Annotated in this window: 19 protein-coding genes; 15 read left to right on the top strand and 4 right to left on the bottom strand. The window is 51.2% G+C overall.

Annotated elements, in window-relative coordinates; genetic code table 11:
- Positions 1 to 25: 25 nt before the first annotated feature.
- From BN2762_RS03635 to BN2762_RS03605, 7 genes are all read left to right on the top strand, one after another.
- On the top strand, positions 26 to 1,627 hold the full coding sequence (locus BN2762_RS03635) for a response regulator (RefSeq protein WP_055105676.1): 1,602 nt from the start codon (positions 26 to 28) through the stop codon (positions 1,625 to 1,627).
- Positions 1,624 to 3,378: a sensor histidine kinase gene (locus BN2762_RS03630; RefSeq protein WP_055105675.1), complete on the top strand. Its 1,755-nt coding sequence runs from the start codon at positions 1,624 to 1,626 to the stop codon at positions 3,376 to 3,378. The genes BN2762_RS03635 and BN2762_RS03630 overlap by 4 nt, the downstream gene beginning before the upstream one ends.
- 128 nt (positions 3,379 to 3,506) lie before the next feature.
- Positions 3,507 to 5,204, top strand: coding sequence for an ABC transporter substrate-binding protein (locus BN2762_RS03625; RefSeq protein WP_055105674.1), 1,698 nt, complete (start codon positions 3,507 to 3,509; stop codon positions 5,202 to 5,204).
- Positions 5,205 to 5,423: 219 nt separating this feature from the next.
- Entirely contained in the window at positions 5,424 to 6,287 is an 864-nt protein-coding gene (locus tag BN2762_RS03620; RefSeq protein ID WP_083484768.1) for an ABC transporter permease, read from the top strand.
- 26 nt (positions 6,288 to 6,313) lie between these two features.
- On the top strand, positions 6,314 to 7,252 hold the full coding sequence (locus BN2762_RS03615) for a carbohydrate ABC transporter permease (protein WP_055105672.1): 939 nt from the start codon (positions 6,314 to 6,316) through the stop codon (positions 7,250 to 7,252).
- Positions 7,252 to 8,274, top strand: a complete 1,023-nt coding sequence (locus BN2762_RS03610) for an endo-1,4-beta-xylanase (RefSeq protein WP_055105671.1) — start codon at positions 7,252 to 7,254, stop codon at positions 8,272 to 8,274. The genes BN2762_RS03615 and BN2762_RS03610 overlap by 1 nt, the downstream gene beginning before the upstream one ends.
- Before the next feature lie 147 nt (positions 8,275 to 8,421).
- On the top strand, positions 8,422 to 9,957 hold the full coding sequence (locus tag BN2762_RS03605; RefSeq protein WP_055105670.1) for a glycoside hydrolase family 43 protein: 1,536 nt from the start codon (positions 8,422 to 8,424) through the stop codon (positions 9,955 to 9,957).
- A gap of 147 nt (positions 9,958 to 10,104) precedes the next feature.
- Here the strand turns inward: BN2762_RS03605 and BN2762_RS03600 are convergent, their stop codons facing one another.
- The 4 genes from BN2762_RS03600 to BN2762_RS03585 form a co-directional block, all read right to left on the bottom strand.
- The gene (locus BN2762_RS03600) at positions 10,105 to 10,482 is read right to left on the bottom strand and encodes a rhodanese-like domain-containing protein (protein WP_055105669.1); all 378 of its coding nucleotides are present in this window, start codon (positions 10,480 to 10,482) and stop codon (positions 10,105 to 10,107) included.
- 44 nt (positions 10,483 to 10,526) lie between these two features.
- Positions 10,527 to 11,450, bottom strand: a complete 924-nt coding sequence (gene cysK / locus BN2762_RS03595) for a cysteine synthase A (protein ID WP_055105668.1) — start codon at positions 11,448 to 11,450, stop codon at positions 10,527 to 10,529.
- A gap of 174 nt (positions 11,451 to 11,624) precedes the next feature.
- Positions 11,625 to 12,509, bottom strand: coding sequence for a hypothetical protein (locus BN2762_RS03590; protein WP_055105667.1), 885 nt, complete (start codon positions 12,507 to 12,509; stop codon positions 11,625 to 11,627).
- A gap of 709 nt (positions 12,510 to 13,218) precedes the next feature.
- A complete protein-coding gene (locus BN2762_RS03585; protein WP_055105666.1) occupies positions 13,219 to 15,174 on the bottom strand; it encodes an ATP-binding cassette domain-containing protein in 1,956 nt (651 codons plus the stop codon).
- A gap of 212 nt (positions 15,175 to 15,386) precedes the next feature.
- Here BN2762_RS03585 and BN2762_RS03580 point away from each other — a divergent pair, with 212 nt between their 5' ends.
- From BN2762_RS03580 to BN2762_RS27465, 8 genes are all read left to right on the top strand, one after another.
- Positions 15,387 to 16,022 carry a 5-formyltetrahydrofolate cyclo-ligase gene (locus BN2762_RS03580; protein ID WP_055105665.1) on the top strand — a complete coding sequence of 212 codons (636 nt, stop codon included), beginning with the start codon at positions 15,387 to 15,389 and terminating at the stop codon, positions 16,020 to 16,022.
- Positions 16,022 to 16,516 (top strand): cyclic pyranopterin monophosphate synthase MoaC, encoded by a 495-nt coding sequence (gene moaC, locus BN2762_RS03575; RefSeq protein WP_055105664.1) that lies wholly within the window; start codon positions 16,022 to 16,024, stop codon positions 16,514 to 16,516. The genes BN2762_RS03580 and moaC overlap by 1 nt, the downstream gene beginning before the upstream one ends.
- A 101-nt stretch (positions 16,517 to 16,617) precedes the next feature.
- Positions 16,618 to 17,103 carry a MogA/MoaB family molybdenum cofactor biosynthesis protein gene (locus tag BN2762_RS03570; RefSeq protein WP_055105663.1) on the top strand — a complete coding sequence of 162 codons (486 nt, stop codon included), beginning with the start codon at positions 16,618 to 16,620 and terminating at the stop codon, positions 17,101 to 17,103.
- 151 nt (positions 17,104 to 17,254) lie between these two features.
- A complete protein-coding gene (locus tag BN2762_RS03565; RefSeq protein ID WP_055105662.1) occupies positions 17,255 to 17,485 on the top strand; it encodes a twin-arginine translocase TatA/TatE family subunit in 231 nt (76 codons plus the stop codon).
- A gap of 102 nt (positions 17,486 to 17,587) precedes the next feature.
- Positions 17,588 to 18,343, top strand: coding sequence for a twin-arginine translocase subunit TatC (gene tatC / locus BN2762_RS03560; RefSeq protein ID WP_055105661.1), 756 nt, complete (start codon positions 17,588 to 17,590; stop codon positions 18,341 to 18,343).
- A 343-nt stretch (positions 18,344 to 18,686) separates the two neighbouring features.
- Positions 18,687 to 18,968 carry a co-chaperone GroES gene (gene groES, locus BN2762_RS03555; RefSeq protein ID WP_055105660.1) on the top strand — a complete coding sequence of 94 codons (282 nt, stop codon included), beginning with the start codon at positions 18,687 to 18,689 and terminating at the stop codon, positions 18,966 to 18,968.
- A gap of 66 nt (positions 18,969 to 19,034) precedes the next feature.
- Positions 19,035 to 20,663, top strand: a complete 1,629-nt coding sequence (groL, locus tag BN2762_RS03550) for a chaperonin GroEL (RefSeq protein WP_055105659.1) — start codon at positions 19,035 to 19,037, stop codon at positions 20,661 to 20,663.
- A gap of 299 nt (positions 20,664 to 20,962) precedes the next feature.
- Positions 20,963 to 22,267, top strand: coding sequence for a tail fiber protein (locus BN2762_RS27465; protein WP_055105658.1), 1,305 nt, complete (start codon positions 20,963 to 20,965; stop codon positions 22,265 to 22,267).
- Positions 22,268 to 22,282 lie beyond the last annotated feature (15 nt).

Genomic DNA, 22,282 nt, shown 5'->3' with positions numbered 1-22,282 from the left:
ACGCCGGCAGAGAGGAGGTATATCGATGGGGCTACACAGTGTTGTTCTTGTGGATGATGAGGTGTATACGCGGAAGGGGTTGATCAAACTGATCGACTGGGAGAGCTGCGGCTTCCGGATCACCGGCGAGGCCGATAACGGAGAAGACGCGCTGGAGTTGATTCGGACAACGAATCCCGATCTGGTCATTACTGACATTCGCATGCCGGTGCTGGATGGACTCGGGCTAATCCAGCAGCTGATTGAGGAGGATGAAGAGCCGCCCGTATTTGTCATTATTAGCGGCTATGACGATTTCAGCTATGCCCAGCAGGCGGTTCGCTATGGGGTGCATGATTTCATCCTCAAGCCGATCGACGAAGTTGAGTTCACCGACATGCTGTGCAGATTGAGCGACAGGCTCCTCCGGGAGCAGGACGAGAAGGAGCGGGAGAAGCGGCTGGAGAATCAGGCGATAATCGAATCGATCATCAAGAACGAAGCCGATGAGTCCGTCATAGCGGTTTGGGAGGCTCAACTGAAGATGACCAGCAGCAGCTCCTTATATTATATGTTCGTGGAGCTGAATGATCTGCATCCGTGGCGGGAGGCAGAGGAAGTACCGCTTCACCGGTTCATGGATCAGGTGGAGCAGGCGCTGCAGGCCATCGTTGGCGGTGAACAGCCGCTCTACATACACGAGCATCGCAACCGCATCGGGGTAATCGTTTCCGATCGCATGCTGAAGCCGTTCCATCATCATATCCGCCCGTTCGCCGAAGCGCTTCAAGCCAATATAGAGCTTCGCGAAGGGCGCGTCTTTATTTACGCCGGATGCCCGGTTCAAGGGCTGGCCGGTCTTCGGGGCGCATACGAGAGCGCCAAGGAGGCTCTGCTGTATAAATATATTCACGACCATGACGGCATCGTGATTCACAGTCCTAACAGTGAATGTACCGTTCAGTATATGCCTGTCGATCAGGAGCTGTACCATCGTTTAATCGAGCAGATCGAAGAATACCGGCTCGAGGAGCTTGAGCGTTCGATCAAGCAGCTGTTCCGGCGTTTTCAGGAGCTGCGCTATGCTCCGGAGGCCGTGAAGATGAATATTCACCAATGCGTAATCGGCGTGATCGACATTATCCGAAGCATGGATGGGGATGAGCGGACGCTCGGCTCCTTGAACCCGGTCATCGGCTGGCAGGACCTGAATTTGTCCTTGCGGGAACTGCAGCGTCTTTTTACCGCTTTTGCAGCGGAGAGCGGCCAATATATTTGTGCCCTGCGCAAGGAGCGGCAAAAGGGAGGCATCCATAAAATCCGCACTTACATTGAAGAGCATTACCAGGAGAACATCAGCCTGAAATCCATTGCCGCAAAATTCTACATGAATCCCGTCTACCTGGGCCAATTGTTCCGCAAAACCTATGGGGTATATTTCAATGATTTCCTTCTGCAGTTAAGAATAGGCGAGGCGAAGCGCCTGCTCCGCCAGACGGACATGCGCATATATGAGGTCGCTGATCGCGTTGGCTTCAGCAATCCCGATTACTTCGTCACCCAATTCGAGAAGCTGGAGAAGCTGACGCCAAGCGAATACCGCGCGCAGCTCATGAAGGGAGGGGCGTCCGAAGGGGCGAGCCGATGATACCTAATTTGAATAATGTCCGGCTTAGGGACAAAATGCTGCTGCTTTATTTTCTATGCGTATTCGTTCCGATCCTGCTTACGAATTTCATTTTCTATAATGTGACCACAACCAGTGTCAAAAATCAGCGCATGCAGGACATTTCCCGGGCTCTGGAGCAAGTCAAGAACGAGTTTCTTCAAGAAGTGGAAGATACCCTGCAGGTATCTTCTGTTTTTTATACCGACCATCTTCTTAACGAGATCATCGAGACGGAATACGAGCACCCCGCAGAGTATGTAGAAGCCTATGACTCCTATCTGCGGCGAACCATCAACACCTCCAGCCCGACCTACAATTCTGTGGAGGCGATCACCCTATATGTCGACAATCCCACGCTGCTGTATTCCGGCGGCATTGTTTATATCGATCAGAACGTCAAGCAGCAGGAATGGTACAAGCAAATTTCCTCAGCCAAGCAGTCCGCGCCGATCTTCGTGCGAACGGGCCAAAACGGCCAGCTGGATACATTCAGCGTGATCCGCCGGATGGATTATTACTATTTCTCGCGGCAGGAGAACGGGAACTTCCTGAAAATTGATATGCGCATGCCGGTTATTCGGCAGATATTTAACAATCTGAACCTGCAGGGCCGCATTTACTTGCTGAACGACCGGGAGGAGGTCGAGTATACGAACGATGCCGATCTCGACCTGCATGCGGGAGCCGTCCCCTTCGACCAGATCATCGCTCCCGAGCGAACGATTGAATTCCGCAAAGCTTATGGGCAAAGCAATAATTTAAGCGGCTGGAGCATCGTCGGGAGGATTTCCGAGGATGAGGTGTTCCAGGAGGTCAGACAAAACCGCGATTTCATTGTGCTGCTGACATGCCTTAATATTCTGCTGCCGACCCTGATTATCGTCTGGATTACCCGGTCGCTGAATGTAAGGCTGATTCGTATTTTGAAGCATATGAAGAAGGTTAAAAACCAGCACTTTGAAACGATTGGGGAGGAAGGCTCGCGTGACGAGATCGGACAATTAACCGGAGAATTCAACCGGATGACCCTGCAAATTCAGAGTCTTATCAACAATGTATACGTAGCTGACATCCAGAAGAAGAACCTGGAGCTGGAACGCCGCCATGCCCAGCTGAATGCGCTGCAAAGCCAGATCAATCCGCATTTTCTGTTCAATGCGCTGGAGACGATCCGCATGCGGAGCTTGATGAAGGACGAGGAGGAGACCGCCCGCATCATTCACAATATGGCGAAGATTTTCCGCAATTCTCTCGTATGGCGGAGGGACATGGTCACCTTGAAGGAGGAGCTGGAATTCATATACTGCTTCCTGGAAATCCAGAAGTACCGGTTCGGCGATAAAATCGACTACACGGTGACGGCAAGCGAAGCCGATTCTTCGATCCCGATTCCCAAAATGTCCATCGTCACCTTCGTGGAGAACGCAAGCATTCATGGCATCGAGCCGCTCAAGCAGGGCGGGAGGATTGAGGTAGAAATCAAGCAGTCCGGCGCGCAATTAATATGCTCTGTCCGCGATAACGGTGTCGGCATGTCCAGTGAGCAGGTCGAGAAATTGTACCGCTATATGGAGGGCGAGGAGGAGATGGGCGAGCGCATCGGGATTCAAAACGTCATTTACCGGCTGAGAATGTATTACAAGGAGCAGCTGAGTCTGAACATTAAAAGCCAGCCTGGCGAGGGGACGGAGATTCTTCTGATTATTCCGGCTGAGAAGCAATTCATATAGAAATCTATATCAGGCTCCTATAGTTTCCTAAGTATCAACTTTAGATTGACGGGTAAAACTCCCCGTTGGCCTCTTTTATAATGAAAGTGCTTACAATAATGAAGGGTTCGAAAGGGGAAGTCAAAAGCATGAAAAAAAGACGGTTTTGGCTAAGTTGTCTGACCATCGTAATGCTGGCATCGCTGTTGTCTGCCTGCTCCGGCGGCAAGGAGAGTAATCAGCCTCTAGGCAGTACGTCAACAGGCGGCGGGGCCCAGGAAGAGAAGCTGGATAAAGTAACTTTTACTTATTTTAATGCAGTAGCGGGCAAGGACATTAATACGAATGAGACGAGAATTGGCAAAATCATTGAAGACCAGACCGGCGTGAACTTTAAAATCGAGCATCTTGTCGGCGATGAGAATACGAAGGTAGGCACATTCATCGCAAGCAACAGCTACCCGGACGTTCTAGTGCCGGGCGGATCGATCGATAAGCTGCTGAGTGCGGGCTCGTTTATCCCGCTGAACGATCTGATCGAAGAGCATGCTCCGAATATCAAACGGGTATACGAGCCTTACTACAACCTGATGAAGGCCGAGGACGGAAATATCTATTTCCTTCCGATGAGCGCCGTAGTGGGCGAGTATATTTCCGCTCCGAACATCGAGCAGGGAGCCTTCTGGATTCAGCGCCGGGTGCTGAAGGAAGCGGGCTATCCTAAGATCAAAACGTTTGACGAATACTTGAGCCTGATTCGCGACTATGCAAAGAAGCATCCAGATGAGGACTTGACCGGATATATCGCTTTGACTACGCAAGACCAGTTTTTTGCTTTGACGAATCCGCCGATGCATCTTGCGGGGTATCCGAATGACGGGGGAGTCATCATCGACATGGAAACTCACGAGGCGAATGACTACGCCGATGATGAGATTACCAAACGTTATTTGCAGGAGCTGAACAAGCTGAATGCGGACGGATTATTTGACAAATCGTCCTTCGTTGACAACCGTGACCAGTACATTGCCAAAATCGCCTCCGGAAAAGTGCTAGGCTTCTTCGACTACAGATGGCAGGTAGGCCAGGCGATGAATAATCTGCGCGAAGTATCGCTGCAAACCGGTAACGATGATCTGGAATACATGGCATTGCCGATCGTGTTTGACGAGAACATCAAGGATCAGTATCTTGACCCGCCTTCCTTTGTGAACAACCGCGGGGTGGGCATCTCGGTCAGCGCAAAGGACCCTGTACGGATTATCAAATATTTCGATAATCTTCTAACCGATGAGAATCAGATCCTGTCCAACTGGGGAATCGAAGGCGAGACCTATTCCGTAGATGAAAACGGCCGATTCTACCGTACGGCGGAGCAAATTGAGCAGACGAACAAGGAATCCTTCCGCGAGTCGTTCGGATTCAAGTACTTTGAATACAACTGGCCGCGTTACGGCAATGGTTCTTCACTGCCGGACGGCAACTCCGTAGGGGCGGGGCGTCAGCCTGAAGTAGCGCAAATGTCTTATCACGAAGGTGACAAGAAGCTGCTGGAAGCGTACGGCGTCAAGTCGTTCTCGCAATTGTTCGCTGCGCCTGACGAGCGTCCTTGGTATCCGGCTTGGAGTATTCCGATCGAGCAAGGCTCGCCAGCGCAAATCTTTACGCAGAAGAAGGGCGATCTGCAGCGCAAATACTTCCCGAAACTCGTTCTTGCCAATCCGGCGGAGTTCGACAAAATCTGGGATGAATACGTAAAAGAGTTTGGCAAGCTGAAAGTGAAGGATTACGAGCAGCTGATCACAGATGAAGTTGCCAAGAAAATCGATCTGATTCAAGGAAAATAATAAACCGAGAATTTGAAATGGAAAGGCCGGCTGATCTGGACAATGAGAGGATTTCCGGCCTTTCTGTTATCTAAATTCCCCATTATTGGATAGGGAGGAGAAGAAACCGTGGACAATGTGACCCAATTAAGACCGGCAGAGACGCCGAAGGCTGATAATACCGATGGCGGCTTGAAAGGTTTCTTCCACAAGCTTAGCAAGCAGAGAGCGCTCGTCTTTATGTCAGTGCCCTTTCTGATCTGGCTGATTGTCTTCAAATATTTGCCGTTATGGGGCTGGAGCATTGCGTTTCAGGATTATAAGCCGGCAAAAGGCATGTTCGATCAGGCCTGGGTAGGCCTGAAGCACTTTAAATTCCTGTTCGAGGATGAGCACTTCGTCAGAGTCATGCGCAATACGCTAGCTATGAGCTTTATTAATCTTGTTCTGGGGTTTGTTACAGCGATTACTTTAGCGATTCTTCTCAATGAGCTTCGCAAGGTTGCCTTTAAGCGCGTTGTGCAAACGATCAGTTATTTGCCGCACTTTATTTCATGGGTCGTCGCCTCCAGCATTATTTCGACAGCGCTGTCTGCGGACGGCGGCATCATTAACGACGTGCTGCTGTGGCTCGGTCTGATCAAAGAGCCGATATTATGGCTCGGGGAAGGGAAATATTTCTGGGGAATACTCGGTGTTTCTGAGGTCTGGAAAAACGTAGGCTGGAACACCATTATATATTTGGCGGCGATGACCAGTATTGATCCGTCGCAGTATGAAGCCGCAGAGATCGACGGGGCAGGACGGTTCCAGCGCATTTGGAATATTACATTGCCGGGCATTAAGTCGGTTGTCGTCATACTGCTCATTATGAATATCGGCAACCTGCTGGAAACCGGCTTTGAACCGCAATATCTGCTCGGAAACGGCATGAACGTCGATTACTCCGAGAACCTTGATATCTTCGTGCTTAAATACGGGATTCAGATGGGGAACTTCTCCCTCTCGATCGCGGCGGGGATGTTCAAGACGGTGGTCAGCTTCATTCTCTTGTTTACAGCCAACCATATCGCGAAGAGACTCGGCGAGGACCGGCTGTTCTGAGGACGTACTTCGAAGGAGGATTCAATATGGCTAAGTCGCTATCTAAAGCGCCGAAGATGTATGCCCGGTTCAAATCGCCATCGGACCGGATATTCGATTTCTTCAATATCATCTTCATGATTTGTCTTGTCATCGTTACGCTGTATCCGTTCGCCAACACGCTTGCTGTGTCGCTGAATACAGCCAATGATTCCCTCAAAGGCGGCATTTATTTATGGCCGCGGGAGTTTACGTGGGAGAACTATAAATACGTATTTGAGGAGGCGACGATCTTTCATGCGACACTGATTTCGGCGCTGCGCACCGTCATCGGCACGGTGCTGTCCGTCTTCTGCTGCACGATGGTCGCCTATACGATCGCCCGCCCGGAATACGTGCTGCGCAAGTTTATTTCAATCGCCTTTATTTTGACGATGTATTTCAGCGGGGGGCTGATTCCCAACTTCTTGCTCGTCCGCGAGCTCGGCCTGATGAACAGCTTCTGGGTGTATATCATTCCGGGCTTGATCGGGGTGTTCAACGTCATCATTATCCGGTCGTTCATCGAGAAGCTGCCGGAAGGCATACTGGAGTCAGCCCGCATTGACGGCGCCGGCGAGTTCACGACGTTTCTCCGGGTGGTTCTGCCGCTCTGCTTGCCGGTTATCGCTACCGTCTCTTTGTTCTCTGCCGTAGCGCAGTGGAACTCCTGGTTTGACGTATTTCTGTACAATTCGTCGAATGTGAATCTGAGCACCCTTCAATATGAGCTGATGAAAATACTGCAGAACTCAAATGCATCCATGAACAGCGGCAACGACTATGCGAGCATGTTCTCCGGTTCGGAAGCTTCCATTAACCGCGTCACGCCGACGTCGATTCGCGCAACGATGACAATCGTGGCGAGCGTGCCTATTATCATGGTCTACCCGTTCCTGCAAAAATACTTCGTGCAGGGAATGACGCTAGGAGGGGTTAAGGGCTAATGAGCAGGGCTATTGCAAGACATGAACCGAAGCTGAAGGAGCTCTTCGCGGATTGCTTTCAGATTGGAGCGGCCGTGAATCCGCGGACGATCCAATCCCAGGAGGAGCTGCTGGCCTATCATTTCAACAGCATTACCGCCGAGAATGAAATGAAATTTGCCAGCCTGCAGCCGGAGGAGGGCAGATTCACCTTCGAGGATGCGGACGCAATCGTGGATTTCGCCAAGCGTCACGGTATGCAGGTCCGAGGCCATACGCTGGTCTGGCATAACCAGACGACGGATTGGCTGTTCGAGAACCGCGACGGGGGCTTGGTTGGCAAAGAGACGCTGTACGCGCGGATGAAGGAGCATATTCAAACGGTAGTCGGGCGCTATAAAGAGCATATCTATGCCTGGGATGTCGTGAACGAAGTAATTGCCGATGACAGGAAGCAGATGCTCAGGGAATCGAAGTGGACGGAAATTGCCGGGATGGATTTTATCGCCAAAGCGTTCGAGCTCGCGCACGAGGCGGATCCGAAAGCCCAGTTGTTTTACAATGACTATAATGAATCGAATCCGCTGAAAAGGGAAAAGATCTACCGGCTCGTGCAGCTTCTGCTGGAGCAGGGCGTACCGATCCATGGCATCGGCCTGCAGGCACATTGGAATTTGTATGATCCCTCGCTGGAGGAAATTCGCGCAGCGATCGAGAAGTATGCTTCATTGGGACTGCAGCTGCAGTTGACCGAGCTGGATGTGTCGATGTTCGCCTTCGATGACAAGCGCACGGATCTGAAGGAAGCCCCGGCCAAGCTCATCGAACTCCAGGCGCAGCGCTACGAGCAAATGTTCAGGCTGCTCAAAGAGTACAAGGACGTTATCAGCGCGGTCACCTTCTGGGGAGCGGCGGATGATTATACATGGCTGGATGATTTCCCGGTGCGCGGGCGCAAAAATTGGCCGTTCCTGTTCGATGGCCAACATCAGCCGAAGCCGGCCTATTACCGCGTGGCAGAGGCTGCAAAATCCCAGAAATGAGAAATAACAGGCTGCAGAGAGATCAGGGAGCGCAATCCCTGGTCTCGTGTGCGGATTGGGCGGCTATTTTTGGGCCGCTATTAGCCTTGCGGCCGAACGAATTATGAAGTTATGCAATGTAGTTAATAAGCCGAGAGGAGCAGCGGAATGAATACGAAGCGTAGCTACCGCAACCCGGTATTGCCGGGCTTCTATCCCGATCCCAGCGTGACCAGGGTAGGCGCCGATTATTATATGGCGACGAGCTCTTTTGAATATGTTCCTGGTTTGCCGGTTTTTCACAGCAAGGATCTGATTCATTGGCAGCAGATCGGACATGCGCTGACGCGGGCGAGCCAAATCGATCTGTCGGGGCGCAGGAGCTCGGAGGGCATTTATGCACCGACCTTAAGGCATCATGAGGGCGTCTTCTATATCATTACAACGGATGTGATGGGCATCGGCAATTTCTATATGACGGCCTCCCATCCGGCCGGGCCATGGGGCGATCCGATCCGGATTCCTTACGGGAACATCGACCCGTCGCTGATGTTTGACGACGACGGCAAGGTGTACGTGACAGCGCAAATGGGGGCGGACAAGGAATCGCACATTATTCAGTATGAAATCGATATTAAGACGGGAGAGGCGCTGAGCGAGCCTGTAGTCGTGGCCCGGGGCGACGGAGGGGTATGGACGGAAGGTCCACATTTGTACAAAATCGGCGGCCGATATTATTTGACCTGCGCCTGCGGAGGCACAGGGCGGGATCATCGCGTGCTGGTTTACCGGGGGGATACGCCCTACGGCCCGTTCGAAATGATGCCGCATCCGATGCTGACCCATAACCGCCTGCCTGACGATCCGATTCAAAACGTCGGCCACGCGGATCTGGTCGAGGATGCGGAGGGAAGATGGTGGGCCATGTTCCTCGGCGTCCGTCCCGTAGACGGGCAGTACAGCGTGCTTGGCCGGGAGACCTTCCTGGCCCCTGTACGGTGGACGGAGGAGGGCTGGCCGGTGGTGGACAACAATGAAGGAACGCTTCGGCTGGAGATGGCGGCGGAAGGGGCGTTCATCCCGCTGGAAGCCTCGGCTTCCGAGCCGAATTGGCGGGACGATTTCGCGGAGGCGCGGTTGGACCATCGCTGGACGTTCCTGCTGTCCCCGCAGGATGAGCAGGCGCTGCTGGGAGCAAGGCCGGGATATGCAGCGCTGCAGGGAAACAGCCTTACGCTGCGGGATGCAGGGCCTGCCTTGTTCCTCGGCGTCCGCCAGCAGCACCGGGAAGTCACCGTTACGACCGAGCTTCATTTCGCTCCACAGAACGAGGGTGAAGAGGCGGGCATTGCCGTCAGGCTGAACGAGCGGGGACATTTGACGCTCGGGATCCGCCGGAAGGAAGGGGCTTCGGTTCTGACTGCGGCCATGACGGATCAGGGGCTGACGATCGTGCTGGCGGAGGAGCCGATTCGTGCGGAGCGGATGCTGCTTCGCGTCGCCGCCAAGGAAAGAGAGTATGCGCTTCTTTACTCCTTGAACGGGAAGACGTGGCATGAAGCAGGATTCGCGCCAGCCCGCGCATTATCCCCGGAGGAGAACGGCGGATTTACCGGAGCGCTGCTCGGCATGTATGCGACCGGAAACGGCCGGAATTCCGAGACGCCGGCGTATTTTGACTATTTCAGCTATCAGGCGGAATAAAGAATAATTCTTATTGGCGTATTGTCAAAGCAGCTATTTTATCACCTTTTACAATAATAAAATCTCTCCTTATGATCACAGGGCATCGGCAAATGCCTGCGATTGTAAGGAGAGATTTTTTTGGCGGTATTTTTGCCGGGCAGGATATTATCTTTCCAGCTTCTTCGGATCCAGGGGATGCTCGATGACATTCTCCAGGCCTGTAGCAATTTCCCCGTCCCAGCCCAGCATGCCGCCGGCATAGTTATGTACCGAGCTGAATCCGCGCTGCTGGAAGTAGCTGGCTACGTTGAAGCTCCGCTGCCCGCTCCGGCATACGAACACGTACTCCCGGTCCGGATCCAAGTCGTCCATATAGCTGATAATTTCCCCCATAGGAATAAGCGGGATGCCCGGGATGTGGGCCTGCATGTATTCTTCCGGCTCCCTGACGTCGATGATGATGGTCCGGTTTCCGGAGTCCTGTAAAATGTCCTTTAACTCTTTCGTGTCGATATGGGATACTCCCTGAATGATTTCGCTCATAGCCGGGCACCTCATTTCTAATGTACTTGGTTTATTGTAACGCTTTAAGCGAAAATGTCCATGCTTAAATATCGTTCCCCCGTATCCGGGGCAATGCACAGAATGCGCTTGCCGGCTCCCAGTCTGCGGGCGAATTGAAGCGCCGTCCAGACTGAGGCTCCCGCGGACGGCCCGACTAGAATGCCCTCCAGGGCGGCCAGGCGGCGGGTCGTCTCCAGCGCATCGTCGTCGGATACCTGAACGATTTCGTCATAGACGCCGGTATTGAGAATAGGCGGGATAAAGCCCGGGCTGGTGCCGACGAGCTTGTGCGGGCCCGGCTCTCCCCCGGACAGTACCGGTGATCCCTTCGGCTCGACGACGGCGATCTGAATTCCGGGAATATGCCTGCGCAAATATTCGCCCGTACCTGTAATCGTCCCGCCGGTTCCGGAGGTGGCGACGAAAACATCCAGTCTGCCGTCCATTTGCTGAACGATTTCGGGACCGGTCGTCAGGCGATGAATGTCTGGATTGGCTTCGTTCTGGAATTGCTGCGGCATGAAGCTGCCTGGAATTTCGGCAAGGAGCTGCTTCGCTTTCTCGATCGCCCCGGGCATCCGCTTGGCTGCTGGCGTAAGCACCACCTGCGCACCGTAAGCCTTCAAAATATTAATGCGCTCCTTGGTCATGTTATCCGGCATGACCAGAATGGTCTTGTATCCTTTGGCTGCGGCGTTCATGGCCAGCCCGATGCCGGTGTTGCCGCTGGTCGGCTCAATGATGGTTGCACCTGGCTTCAGCTTGCCGGCCTTTTCCGCTTCGCGGATCATATGGGAGGCCGCGCGGTCCTTCACGCTGCCGCTAGGGTTGAAATACTCCAGCTTTACGTAAACCTCAGCATCCTGCGGGCTGACAAGACGGCTCAGCTTCACGGCTGGCGTATCCCCGACAAGCTCGGAAATGTTGCTGACTACTTTTCGGGTCATGGTGCAGCTCCTTTCTTTGGCCCTGTATGACAATATATTTTATCGGTTGAACCGTTCGACTTCAAGCTTGCTTGCGGAGAAAAGAAGAACCCTGGCGCAGGGCGGCGTGCCTCTGCGGCCAAGGTTCTTTCTGCTTCGTGTAGGCGGCAGGCTGCCAGATCCAGCGGGCAGCCATTACCAGGAGGACAGCTCCATCCGTTTCCATGTATCTTTGGCAACACAAACGTAAATGTAATTCTCGTCCCAAGCGATGTCTCCCTTATTGCCGGGAGCTTTGGAGGAAGCGGGGGTTTTCGGCTCGCGAATCGTTATGCCGTTTCCGTTCACATCCAGCTTGCTCTGCGGGTCATTGGTACCGACGCCGATATTTCCGTCGCTCCGCTTCACGAACAGGGAGCTGTCGATCGCTTCGCCATCGTCTGAGAAGCGTACCAGGCTGAAGTCGCCTCCGGCGTTATTGCCTTTAAGCTCAGAGCCGTTAGCTCGGAGACTCCAAAGCGGAGTGGTAGCATTGTCTTTGCCCGTCTTAGCAAATTGCAAATCCCGGTTCCCTCCGGCAGCGATTCGTAAAATTCCATCCATGACATTAAAGTTGGAGGAATGGGTGCGAATTTCGGACACATCGGTATCATAAGGAATTTCTAAACGGGTAAACAGCTGATCTTTGTATTTGCCGTCAGGGGACATCGTCGTTTCGATGGAGATATGCTTATGATCACGCTGCTCCGGATTGTTCGCTTTGTCATGGGACACGATTGCTGTTTTATCTACTCCTTTCTCATCTGCCCAGGATATGGCCGGCTTGGCGCGATCCGCTGTCCATTGCAGGCGGATCAGGTCCGACAAATGTCCTTCGCTGGCCACCCATTTTTGGTCGGTCGAGAGATGGATTCGTTCATTATGCGGGAAAGCGATGCCGCCGCCAGGAAGGGAGGATTCTTGGAAGGCCGGCGTCTGGCCTGAGGAGGAGGCTTGTCCAGAGCCGCCGCCCTGGCATCCCCCCAAATAAATCAAACTAAGGCTTAGAAGGAAGAGTGAAGCAGTTTTTACGGTTTTCATATGATTTTCTCCTTTCATGATTACAATGCATCATGCTCCAAAATAATATAGTCTCTCTTTAATTAAATTCCGGTTGTTCGCTTACAGGGACTAAAAAATCTATAAAGATGATAATAATTGCCACTATTTCTAGCAATAGGCTTATAGACGGGGGTGTCTATTTCTTCTAATGTTCTATGAAACATAATTTGGTTATTAAGTAATAGGTGATAAGGTAATTATGCTCGCTGCAGGGAGGGAGTGATGCAGGAGTGTAGGGGGCAAAGTTTACAGGCAACCCGGCTATTTCCCAGCTATAGGATTCTAAGAAATGATTACAGGCATCTAAGCGGCGTAAGAGGAAAGTGACCCAGTAAATTAGGGAAGCAAGAACTAGGGGAAAGAACTCTGCCGCTACTATAAAATATGTTTGTCTGTCAAGATGTGGACAAAGTTATCCACAGATTGTAGACTAACTTAATGAAAAAAGAATGAAAGCTTGCGTACCAAGAGATTGATCATTTTATGAGAAAAAGGATAAGTTTTTTCTGAAAACTGTGGATAATGTGGACAGTTCAGTGGATAATCTGCATGAATTTGTGAAAAACAGTGTTTTTAAAGGGAAAAAACGGCCTGAGAGGCCGTTTTTGATTGTTGATCAAAGGTGGATTTGTGGATAAGCTTGTGTATAACTAGATTGATTGTTAAGTGAATGTAAAAAAAATATTTTTCAGGCTTCTGCCAGTGACTCCCATTCTTCATAGGCAGCCATCAGTTGCGATTTATGCTTGTCGATCAATAGCTGTCTCTCCTGCACGGCTGTATAGTCCTGATAGACCTCGGGCAGGGCTAATTCCGCTTCAATTGCCGCGATTTGCTCCTCCAGCTCGGAAATGGACTGCTCCAGCTGTTCCAATCGGCGCTGCCGCATACGCTCCTCACGCTTCGCTTGCTTCTCCGCTTCAAATGAGGCAGCGCCATTCTTCGCCGGGGCAGGTTCACTGCCGGGGGAAGCGGGTTCAGCCGCAGCAGGTTTGGCGGATTGCCCTGTGTCTTCCTCTTCCGCAAGCTCCTGCAATTTCGCTAAATAGTCGTCATAATTCCCCAGGAAATGATGGGCGCCGTCAGGATGCAGCTCAATGATCCTTTCTGCCATCTTATTAAGAAAATAACGGTCATGCGAAATGAATAGCAGGGTTCCGTCATAATCGAGAAGGGCCGATTCGAGCACCTCCTTGCTGAACAGATCCAGATGGTTGGTTGGCTCGTCGAGAATGAGAACGTTGGCTTTTTGCAGCATCAGCTTGGCCAGCGCCACCCTTGCTTTCTCTCCGCCGCTAAGCGCCGCAATTTTCTTCTGAACGTCATCGCCGCTGAAGAGAAAGTTGCCCAGCACCGTCCGTATTCTGGCCTCCTCCATATGCGGAAAGGCGCTCCATACCTCCTCCAGCACGGTGTTTGCCGCACTGAGATGGGTCTGCTCCTGGTCATAATATCCGATCTTTACTTTGCTGCCCCAGACAATCGATCCGGAAGAGGCTTTGAGATCTCCGGTTAGAATTTTGAGCAAGGTTGACTTGCCAATTCCGTTGGGACCGATCAGGGCAACGGTCTCGCCGCGCCGCAAGTAGAAAGAGACACGGCTAAACAGCGGCTTGTTATCATCAAATGAATAGGAAAGGCCATCGACCTGCAGCACATCCTTCCCGGTCATATATTCCGCTTCGAAGGAGAAGCTGGCCCGCTTCAGGTCCCCGGTCGGCCGCTCCATGATTTCCATCTTCTCTAGAGCCTTGCGGCGGCTTTGGGCCCGTTTCGTCGTCGAGGCGCGGACGATGTTGCGTTGAATGAATGTCTCCATGCGGGAAATTTCGTCCTGCTGCTTCTCGTACAATTTCATCTGGCTCTCGTATTCGGCTGCCTTGAGTTCGATATAACGGGTGTAGTTGCCTGTGTATCGTTTCGATTGATGGCGCTCGATTTCAACGATGGCTGTGACGAGCCGATCGAGGAAATAACGGTCATGGGAGACGATCAGCAGCGCCCCGGCATAATTTCGCAAATAATCCTCCAGCCAGGTTAAGGTCTCGATATCCAAATGGTTAGTCGGCTCGTCAAGCATGAGCAAATCGGGGGCCTGAAGCAGAATCCGGGCCAAAGCGAGCCGGGTTCTCTGCCCGCCGCTCAGCGTTGAAATAAGCGTATCCGGCGGGAAGCTGCCGAAGCCCATGCCGTGCAGCACGCTGCGGATGCGAGTCTCGATCTCGTATCCGCCGTTATCCTTGAACCAGTCTTGTTTGCGGGCATAGCGCTCCAGCAAATCCCGGTAGGTTCTATCTTCAACGCCATGCTCGGCCAGGTCAGCGATTTCCTGCTCCATGGTGCGGAGCTCGCGTTCCGCCTCCAGCAGGGGAGCAAAGACGTTCAGCATTTCCTCCCAGATGGTGAGCTCTGATTGCAGCCCGCTATTCTGGGCGAGATAGCCGATCGTAGTTTCCTTTGCCTTAAAAATTTGCCCCTCATCGTAGGACAATTCTTGAGCAAGTATTTGCAATAGCGTTGATTTTCCGGCTCCGTTGACGCCAACAAGGCCAATGCGGTCCCGCTCTAAAATTTGTAGGTTAATGCCATGAAGTATTTCGGTAACACCATATCGTTTCGTAATATTAGTCGCTTGAAGTAGCATAACTTCTGTATCCTCCGCTTTTTCTTTCTATGTTTTTAGTGTACATGAAACTGCAGCGTATTGCATTTGTCTTTCACCTTGTGGAGTACAAGGGTTCCAATGCTATGAAAACGGGCGAATTCATGATATTTTTTCAGAAATCGCTTTAGTTTTCATTTTGCTTCAACAATGATAAACTAGATGAGAATATATTACTCTATGAGGGATTGATTATGACGGATATCCCGGATCTCAAACATCGGCTGCGCCAAGAGATGAAGCTCCGCCGGTCACAAATTTCGGAGCTGTCGCGGCAGGAGCAGTCCAAGGCGGCCAGCCTGCTGGCGGAACGGGAAATTTTGGGGCCGCTGCGCATTAAGCTAAATAGGCCGCTTACGGTTTTTATTTATGCCTCATTTCGGGATGAGCCCGATACAAGTGAATTGATGAACAGCTGCTGGCGGCAGGGGGATCGTGTACTTGTTCCGAAGGTGGCCGGGAATAGCCGGTTTACCCTTCATGAACTGAAGAAGGCCGGCGATTTGCTGCCGGGGGCCTGGGGAATCCCCGAGCCGGGGGAGCATACGGAGATTTGGCCCGAGAGCCGTCTGGGAGAGATCGACCTTGTCGTGGTTCCCGGACTCGCTTATGATAGAGCAGGCGGACGAATCGGCTTCGGGGGAGGATATTACGACCGCTTTATGAGTTGTTTAAATCCGGGGGCCGGCGCAGGTCCAGTCATCGCAGCGATGGCTTACCAGGAACAGATATTAAGGGATCATATTCCCATGGAGCCGCATGACTTCAGGGTAGACCTGCTGTTTACGTCCTCCGGTACAATATATATTAATGAAAGTAGTGAACGATAATGTCTTCGGAATCCCGGGAAGGGAAATGGACTCATTTTAACGAGCAAGGCAGAGCCAACATGGTCGATATTTCGGGGAAGCAGGTGACGGTCCGTACCGCCGCTGCGGTATCGACGATTACGATGCACCCGGACACGCTTCGCGCTATAAAGGAAGGCAAGGTTGGCAAGGGAGACGTCCTTGCCGTAGCGCAAATTGCCGGGATTCAGGGGGCAAAGCGGACCTCTGACTGGATTCCCATGTGCCATCCGCTGCCGTTGACGGGGGTCAACCTCATTTTTACGGATAACGGTCATAATGAGCTGTATGTGGAGGCTACCGTGAAGACGGAAGGCAAGACAGGCGTGGAGATGGAGGCGCTCACAGCGGTATCGGCTGCGGCGCTGACGGTGTACGACATGTGCAAAGCGCTGCAAAAGGATATGGTCATCGGCCCCACCCTGCTTCGCAGCAAAACGGGAGGAAAAAGCGGAGACTATTTATCTGAGCTTTAAATTATTGCTTCTATAATTATAAATATAAGTCGTCATTAAATAAGGATTTAAATTCAGACATAAATAACGGAGTTCCTAATGTGGATGAGGAGGGTGACTTCATGGTTTGGAAAACGGCGATCCTGACGGCAAGCGATAAAGGTTCCCGGGGGGAACGCGAGGATACGAGCGCCCAGGTGATCCGGGAACTTGTAGAGGAAGAGCTCGGCGGGGAAATTATAGAATACCGCATCGTTCCCGATGAACCGGATGAGATTATAGCGGCATTAATTGAGATGACAGATTATTTTCAAGCAGACTTAGTGCTTACTACCGGAGGGACGGAGCTGGCGATCCGGGATGTAACGCCGGAGGCCACGCGCCGGGTAATCGAGCGCGAGGTGCCGGGCATGGCTGAAGCGATGCGCTACTCGGTCATGCAGAAGAACCCCGCAGGCATGCTGTTTCGCGGCATCGTGGGCATTCGCGGCCGGACGCTGATCGTGAATCTGCCTGGCACGCCAAAAGGAGTTCACGAGAATTTGGCAGCCATTATGGACCAGCTGCCCGAGGCACTGCTGATGGTTACGGGGCAATTCCGGCTGTAGCTGCAAGCCCGGGGTTCAAATGCGGCTGAGGCCCAGGAGTGAATTTCACTGTTACTGTGTTACTAGTTATGGTATGATGTGGGCGTATGAATGAAATGTGAGAAGAAATGAAAATCTACATTTTTAAACTGCTTTTGGAAGGGGGATCAGCATGAGTGCAGGCGGTTTGTTATTGATTATCATCGCAGCGCTAATTATATTCGGGCCCAATAAGCTTCCTGAGCTTGGGCGCGTCGTAGGGCGGACCTTCAAGGAATTCAAGGATGCGACGCGGGACATTATGGAGGATCAGCCTCAAGACAGCAAGCCTCAGCCTCCGAAGGAGCTCCCGGCTTCTGTTCAAGAATCGTCAAAAGCAGAGGATAGAAGGCTGCCGGATTAAGAGGATCTTTTGCAGCAAGGAGCATGATAGTTCGGTGCGATCCCTTCCTTCGGGAAGGATTTTGTATGTTTTGAGTAATTTAGGAGTCGGGGAGGACGGCATATGGCTGAAGAGACGCAGCAAAGTGTAGTTGAACATTTAACGGAACTTCGCCGCCGGTTGTTTTGGGTACTGTTCGTATTTGTTTTCGTACTGGTTGCCGCTTTCTTCGTAGTTAAACCCATCTATAATTATGTCACGGTCAATGCCCTTTCAGGCGTGAAGATTAACCTGAATGCCTTCTCCTTCTGGGATGGCGTTGGCGTATATATGAAAATAGCGATGATGGTTGCGCTGGGCGTAACACTTCCCTTCACGCTGTATCAAGTATGGGCGTTCGTCAGCCCGGGCTTGCGGTCAGCCGAACGGAAGGCAACGCTTAAATACATACCTTATGTGTTCCTGTGCTTCCTGATCGGGATCGCATTCGGGTATTATGTCGTGTTTCCGCTGGCTATGTCGTTTACCGGCGAGTTAAATGCGGAGCTCGGTCTCATTGAGACCTACGGAATGGCTGATTATTTTAAGTTTTTGTTTAATATCATTATTCCGATTTCGCTGCTCTTTGAGCTGCCGATTGTCATCCTGTTTTTGACGCAGCTTAGAATTTTAACGCCAAGGCTGCTGCGGAAAATGAGGCGAGTGGCGTACTTTGCACTAGTGGTAATTTCCGTCATGATTACGCCGGCGGATTTTCTCTCCGCTTTTCTAGTGCTTATTCCGCTCATCATCCTGTATGAAATCAGCGTGATCCTCTCTGCGCGCGTGCACCGCAAGCTGCTGGCAGCGGACGCGGAGCGGGAGGCCCAATATAAATAAATGGACGCATGACGTCATGAGAAGCACATCTTCCAGGCTGGAAGATGTGTTTTTTAAGCTCAAGAGAGATTAAGCATCGGAGTCTACTGCATCGTTATATCACAAGAAAAACTACCATGAATTGAAAGAGCCATTTGGAATATTTATAGATACAAGAGGATATGATGAATAGGGCGCACTAAACAAATCCAATGGAAATGCGAAAAAAATGCAGCAGGGAACTTGAAATCCGAGCACATTTTGAGTATCATAAAAAGTGGTTGTTAGCACTACTGTGTATCGAGTGCTAACACATGATTACGTTATTAAATTCAACAAAACATATTTAAAGGAGGACATTTTCATGATCAAACCTTTAGGTGAACGTGTACTGGTAGAACCGATTGAGCAAGAGGAAACGACTGCATTTGGCATCGTGCTGCCAGACACAGCGAAGGAAAAGCCGCAGGAAGGTAAAGTCGTTGCCGTAGGCAGCGGAGCATTGAAGGACGGGGTACGTGTTCCATTGGAAGTGAAGGAAGGCGACCGCGTACTGTTCTCCAAATATGCGGGAACTGAAATCAAATACGAAGGCAAAGAATACTTAATTATGAAAGAGAGCGACATCCACGCGATCGTGGGTTAAGCGTACATCAGCCTGACCTTATGAATAAAGAGCAAATCCACAATCATTCAGGGAGGTAATTGAATTATGGCAAAAGAGATTAAATTCAATGAAGATGCTCGCCGTGCGATGCTGCGCGGAGTAGATGCTTTGGCAAATGCAGTTAAAGTAACGCTTGGACCGAAAGGCCGCAATGTGGTATTGGAGAAAAAATTCGGCAGCCCGCTGATCACGAATGACGGTGTAACGATTGCTAAAGAAATCGAACTGGAAGATGCGTTCGAGAACATGGGCGCTCAGCTCGTTAAAGAAGTAGCAACGAAAACGAATGATGTAGCCGGTGACGGTACGACGACAGCTACTGTATTGGCGCAAGCGCTGATCCGTGAAGGCTTGAAGAACGTTACTGCAGGCGCAAGCCCAATCGGACTGCGCAAAGGGATCGACAAAGCGGTTCGCGCTGCGGTAGAAGAACTGCAGAAGATTTCTAAATCCATCGAAGGCAAGCAGTCGATCGCTCAAGTTGCGGCTATCTCTGCTGGCGACGAGGAAGTCGGCGAGCTGATCGCTGAAGCGATGGAGAAAGTTGGCAAAGACGGCGTAATTACCGTTGAAGAATCCCGCGGCTTCTATACTGAGTTAGAGGTTGTAGAAGGAATGCAGTTCGATCGCGGTTATATTTCCCCGTACATGATTACGGATACGGATAAGATGGAAGCCGTTCTGGAGAACCCGTACATCTTGATTACGGATAAGAAAATCAGCAGCACGCAAGAGATTCTGCCAATCCTGGAGAAAATCGTACAGCAAAGCAGACCGCTCTTGATCATTGCTGAGGACATCGAGGGCGAAGCACAAGCGATGCTGATCGTGAACAAGCTGCGCGGTACGTTCAACGCTGTTGCGGTGAAAGCGCCTGGCTTCGGTGACCGCCGCGAGGCAATGCTGCAGGATATCGCTGCTCTGACAGGCGGCCAAGTGATTACCGAGAAGCTTGGACTGGATCTGAAAAGCACCAGCGTAGAGCAGCTGGGTAACGCTCGCCAAGTTATCGTTACGAAAGAGAACACTACGATCGTTGACGGAAGCGGGGACAAAGCTGACATTACAGCTCGCGTTAACCAAATCCGTACGCAATTGGAAGAGACCACTTCCGAATTCGACAAAGAGAAGCTGCAAGAGCGTCTGGCTAAACTGGCTGGCGGCGTAGCCGTAGTTAAAGTCGGTGCAGCTACCGAGACTGAATTGAAGGAGCGCAAGCTGCGCATTGAAGACGCATTGAACGCTACTCGTGCGGCTGTTGAAGAAGGTATCGTATCCGGCGGCGGTGTAGCCCTCGTGAACGTATACAATGCTGTAGCTGCGCTCCAAGTAGAAGGCGACGAGAAAACAGGCGTGAACATCGTGCTGCGTGCTCTGGAAGAGCCGATTCGTACGATTTCTGCGAACGCAGGCGAGGAAGGCTCCGTTATCGTGGATCGCCTGAAGAAAGAACAACCAGGCATCGGCTTCAACGCTGCTACTGGCGAGTGGGTGAACATGATCGAAGCAGGTATCGTTGACCCTGCGAAGGTTACTCGCTCCGCGCTGCAGCATGCTGCATCCGTAGCAGGTCTGTTCCTGACTACAGAGGTAGTAATCGCAGACAAACCTGAACCGGAAAAAGGCGGCGCTCCGGACATGGGCGGCATGGGCGGAATGGGCGGCATGATGTAATAAGGGGTTCAAAAACCCTGTAATAGTGCATGATTAAAGGCTCCCGAAAGGGAGCCTTTTTCTATTTAATCACATAAAAAATCACATTTCCTGCAAGACACCTTGCCATGATGGTAAACTGCTAAAACGAAGGGTGTAGATAATGATCAGAATGCCTTCCTAAAGCGATTTTTTTGTCCTCCCCATGTCCTCTTACTGTCCGCAATAAGGCCAATATTTACGCTGTGCTTTTTATAGAATGAATGTAGCTGAGATAAGAATTAGCTGCTATGAACTATAAAAAGCGGAGGTATTCATTCATGGCAAAAACAGATTGGACATTAACGGATACGGTGAAGCCGGATGACTTCAACAACATTGGGCGAGAAATTAATCAGTTGCGTACGGATGTGGATCAGTTTGAGGTTCCAACGGCCTCGTTAACGGAAGCAGGGATTGTGCAACTGTCGAATGCAACGAATAGTACAAGTGAAGCACTGGCGGCAACACCGCGGGCAGTCAAATCGGCTTTTGATACGGCAACTGCAGCGCAAAACACCGCAAATGCGGCTAATGCGGCGGCGGCAGCTGCAGAGACGCCGAGCGGCGCACAAAGTAAGGTAGATGCTCACGCGAATTTGACGTCAGTGCACGGGGCTGTCTCAACAGCTACAGCAAACCGCCTAATCCTCCGAGATGCTGCTGGCCGGGCTAAAGTGGCTGCACCTGCTGCTGCCGACGATATTGCTCGGAAAGACACCGTCGACAATGCAGTCGGGACGCTGTCGAATCTACTCACAACAGCCAAGGGTAATGCTGTAGCCGCAATAAACGAGCTTTTTACAAATGTCAGTAATGGGAAAACACAGATCGCTTCCGCTATTACTGGCAAAGGAGTACCGGCATCAGGGAGCGATACATTTCCAGTTTTAGCACAAAAAATAGGCCAGATACAAACTAATATAGAAGACGTTATGCAAGAGACATCAGATATGATTGCTAGAATTCAGGCATATCTGTCAATGGCAAATGGTTCTTATTTGAAGGTAACTTTGGATTCCCACAAGAACATATTATTTCGGAACAACCTTAACAAGATCGTTGTTTTAAACAAAAATATGGTTCCGATATATGAATCTGCTGATACATTCGCGTATGATTTTCCTGTTATTTCCCCGGACGGTCAGTATTTCTTTACGTTGTATAGGATATATGCAAGTGGTTATTACCACCGTATAGCTAAATATACAACGTTAGGTGTTAAGGTGTGGGAAACTGAAAGGGAACGTTATGAACAGTTTACTAGAGACATAGCTACAAATGGGAATGTTTTGGTTTGTTTGTGGGCGGATGGAAGGCTGGAGTTTCTAAATGCTAGTAACGGCGCGCTGATCAGGACGGTCGCCCTAGAATATACCGGCTATGATAATGTTTTATGGGATGAAGGGTTGGGTATGTTCGTGTGTTTGGAGCGGCAGGATAGGATGGCTTTTGTAAGAACCGATGGCACTATCTACAAGACAACCACCACCTTGGCGGAATCGCAGGTAGAGAGGCGACATCTTTCTAAGAATATTTATAAATATATATATGGTCGGGAGTTGTATCCACGTACTCAATTCTAAAAGGGGGATCTGATA

Source organism: Paenibacillus ihumii (assembly GCF_001403875.1).
GTDB classification, from domain to species: domain Bacteria; phylum Bacillota; class Bacilli; order Paenibacillales; family Paenibacillaceae; genus Fontibacillus; species Fontibacillus ihumii.
Note: the sequence above shows the minus strand (reverse complement) of the source record. Positions and strands in the feature narration are given on the sequence as shown.

Bases quoted from the DNA above. Each gene is read 5' to 3' on its own strand.
- BN2762_RS03635 (WP_055105676.1), top strand. From the start codon at position 26: ATGGGGCTACACAGTGTTGTTCTTGTGGATGATGAGGTGTATACGCGG.
- BN2762_RS03630 (WP_055105675.1), top strand. From the start codon at position 1,624: ATGATACCTAATTTGAATAATGTCCGGCTTAGGGACAAAATGCTGCTG.
- BN2762_RS03625 (WP_055105674.1), top strand. From the start codon at position 3,507: ATGAAAAAAAGACGGTTTTGGCTAAGTTGTCTGACCATCGTAATGCTG.
- BN2762_RS03620 (WP_083484768.1), top strand. From the start codon at position 5,424: ATGTCAGTGCCCTTTCTGATCTGGCTGATTGTCTTCAAATATTTGCCG.
- BN2762_RS03615 (WP_055105672.1), top strand. From the start codon at position 6,314: ATGGCTAAGTCGCTATCTAAAGCGCCGAAGATGTATGCCCGGTTCAAA.
- BN2762_RS03610 (WP_055105671.1), top strand. From the start codon at position 7,252: ATGAGCAGGGCTATTGCAAGACATGAACCGAAGCTGAAGGAGCTCTTC.
- BN2762_RS03605 (WP_055105670.1), top strand. From the start codon at position 8,422: ATGAATACGAAGCGTAGCTACCGCAACCCGGTATTGCCGGGCTTCTAT.
- BN2762_RS03600 (WP_055105669.1), bottom strand. From the start codon at position 10,482: ATGAGCGAAATCATTCAGGGAGTATCCCATATCGACACGAAAGAGTTA.
- cysK (WP_055105668.1), bottom strand. From the start codon at position 11,450: ATGACCCGAAAAGTAGTCAGCAACATTTCCGAGCTTGTCGGGGATACG.
- BN2762_RS03590 (WP_055105667.1), bottom strand. From the start codon at position 12,509: ATGAAAACCGTAAAAACTGCTTCACTCTTCCTTCTAAGCCTTAGTTTG.
- BN2762_RS03585 (WP_055105666.1), bottom strand. From the start codon at position 15,174: ATGCTACTTCAAGCGACTAATATTACGAAACGATATGGTGTTACCGAA.
- BN2762_RS03580 (WP_055105665.1), top strand. From the start codon at position 15,387: ATGACGGATATCCCGGATCTCAAACATCGGCTGCGCCAAGAGATGAAG.
- moaC (WP_055105664.1), top strand. From the start codon at position 16,022: ATGTCTTCGGAATCCCGGGAAGGGAAATGGACTCATTTTAACGAGCAA.
- BN2762_RS03570 (WP_055105663.1), top strand. From the start codon at position 16,618: ATGGTTTGGAAAACGGCGATCCTGACGGCAAGCGATAAAGGTTCCCGG.
- BN2762_RS03565 (WP_055105662.1), top strand. From the start codon at position 17,255: ATGAGTGCAGGCGGTTTGTTATTGATTATCATCGCAGCGCTAATTATA.
- tatC (WP_055105661.1), top strand. From the start codon at position 17,588: ATGGCTGAAGAGACGCAGCAAAGTGTAGTTGAACATTTAACGGAACTT.
- groES (WP_055105660.1), top strand. From the start codon at position 18,687: ATGATCAAACCTTTAGGTGAACGTGTACTGGTAGAACCGATTGAGCAA.
- groL (WP_055105659.1), top strand. From the start codon at position 19,035: ATGGCAAAAGAGATTAAATTCAATGAAGATGCTCGCCGTGCGATGCTG.
- BN2762_RS27465 (WP_055105658.1), top strand. From the start codon at position 20,963: ATGGCAAAAACAGATTGGACATTAACGGATACGGTGAAGCCGGATGAC.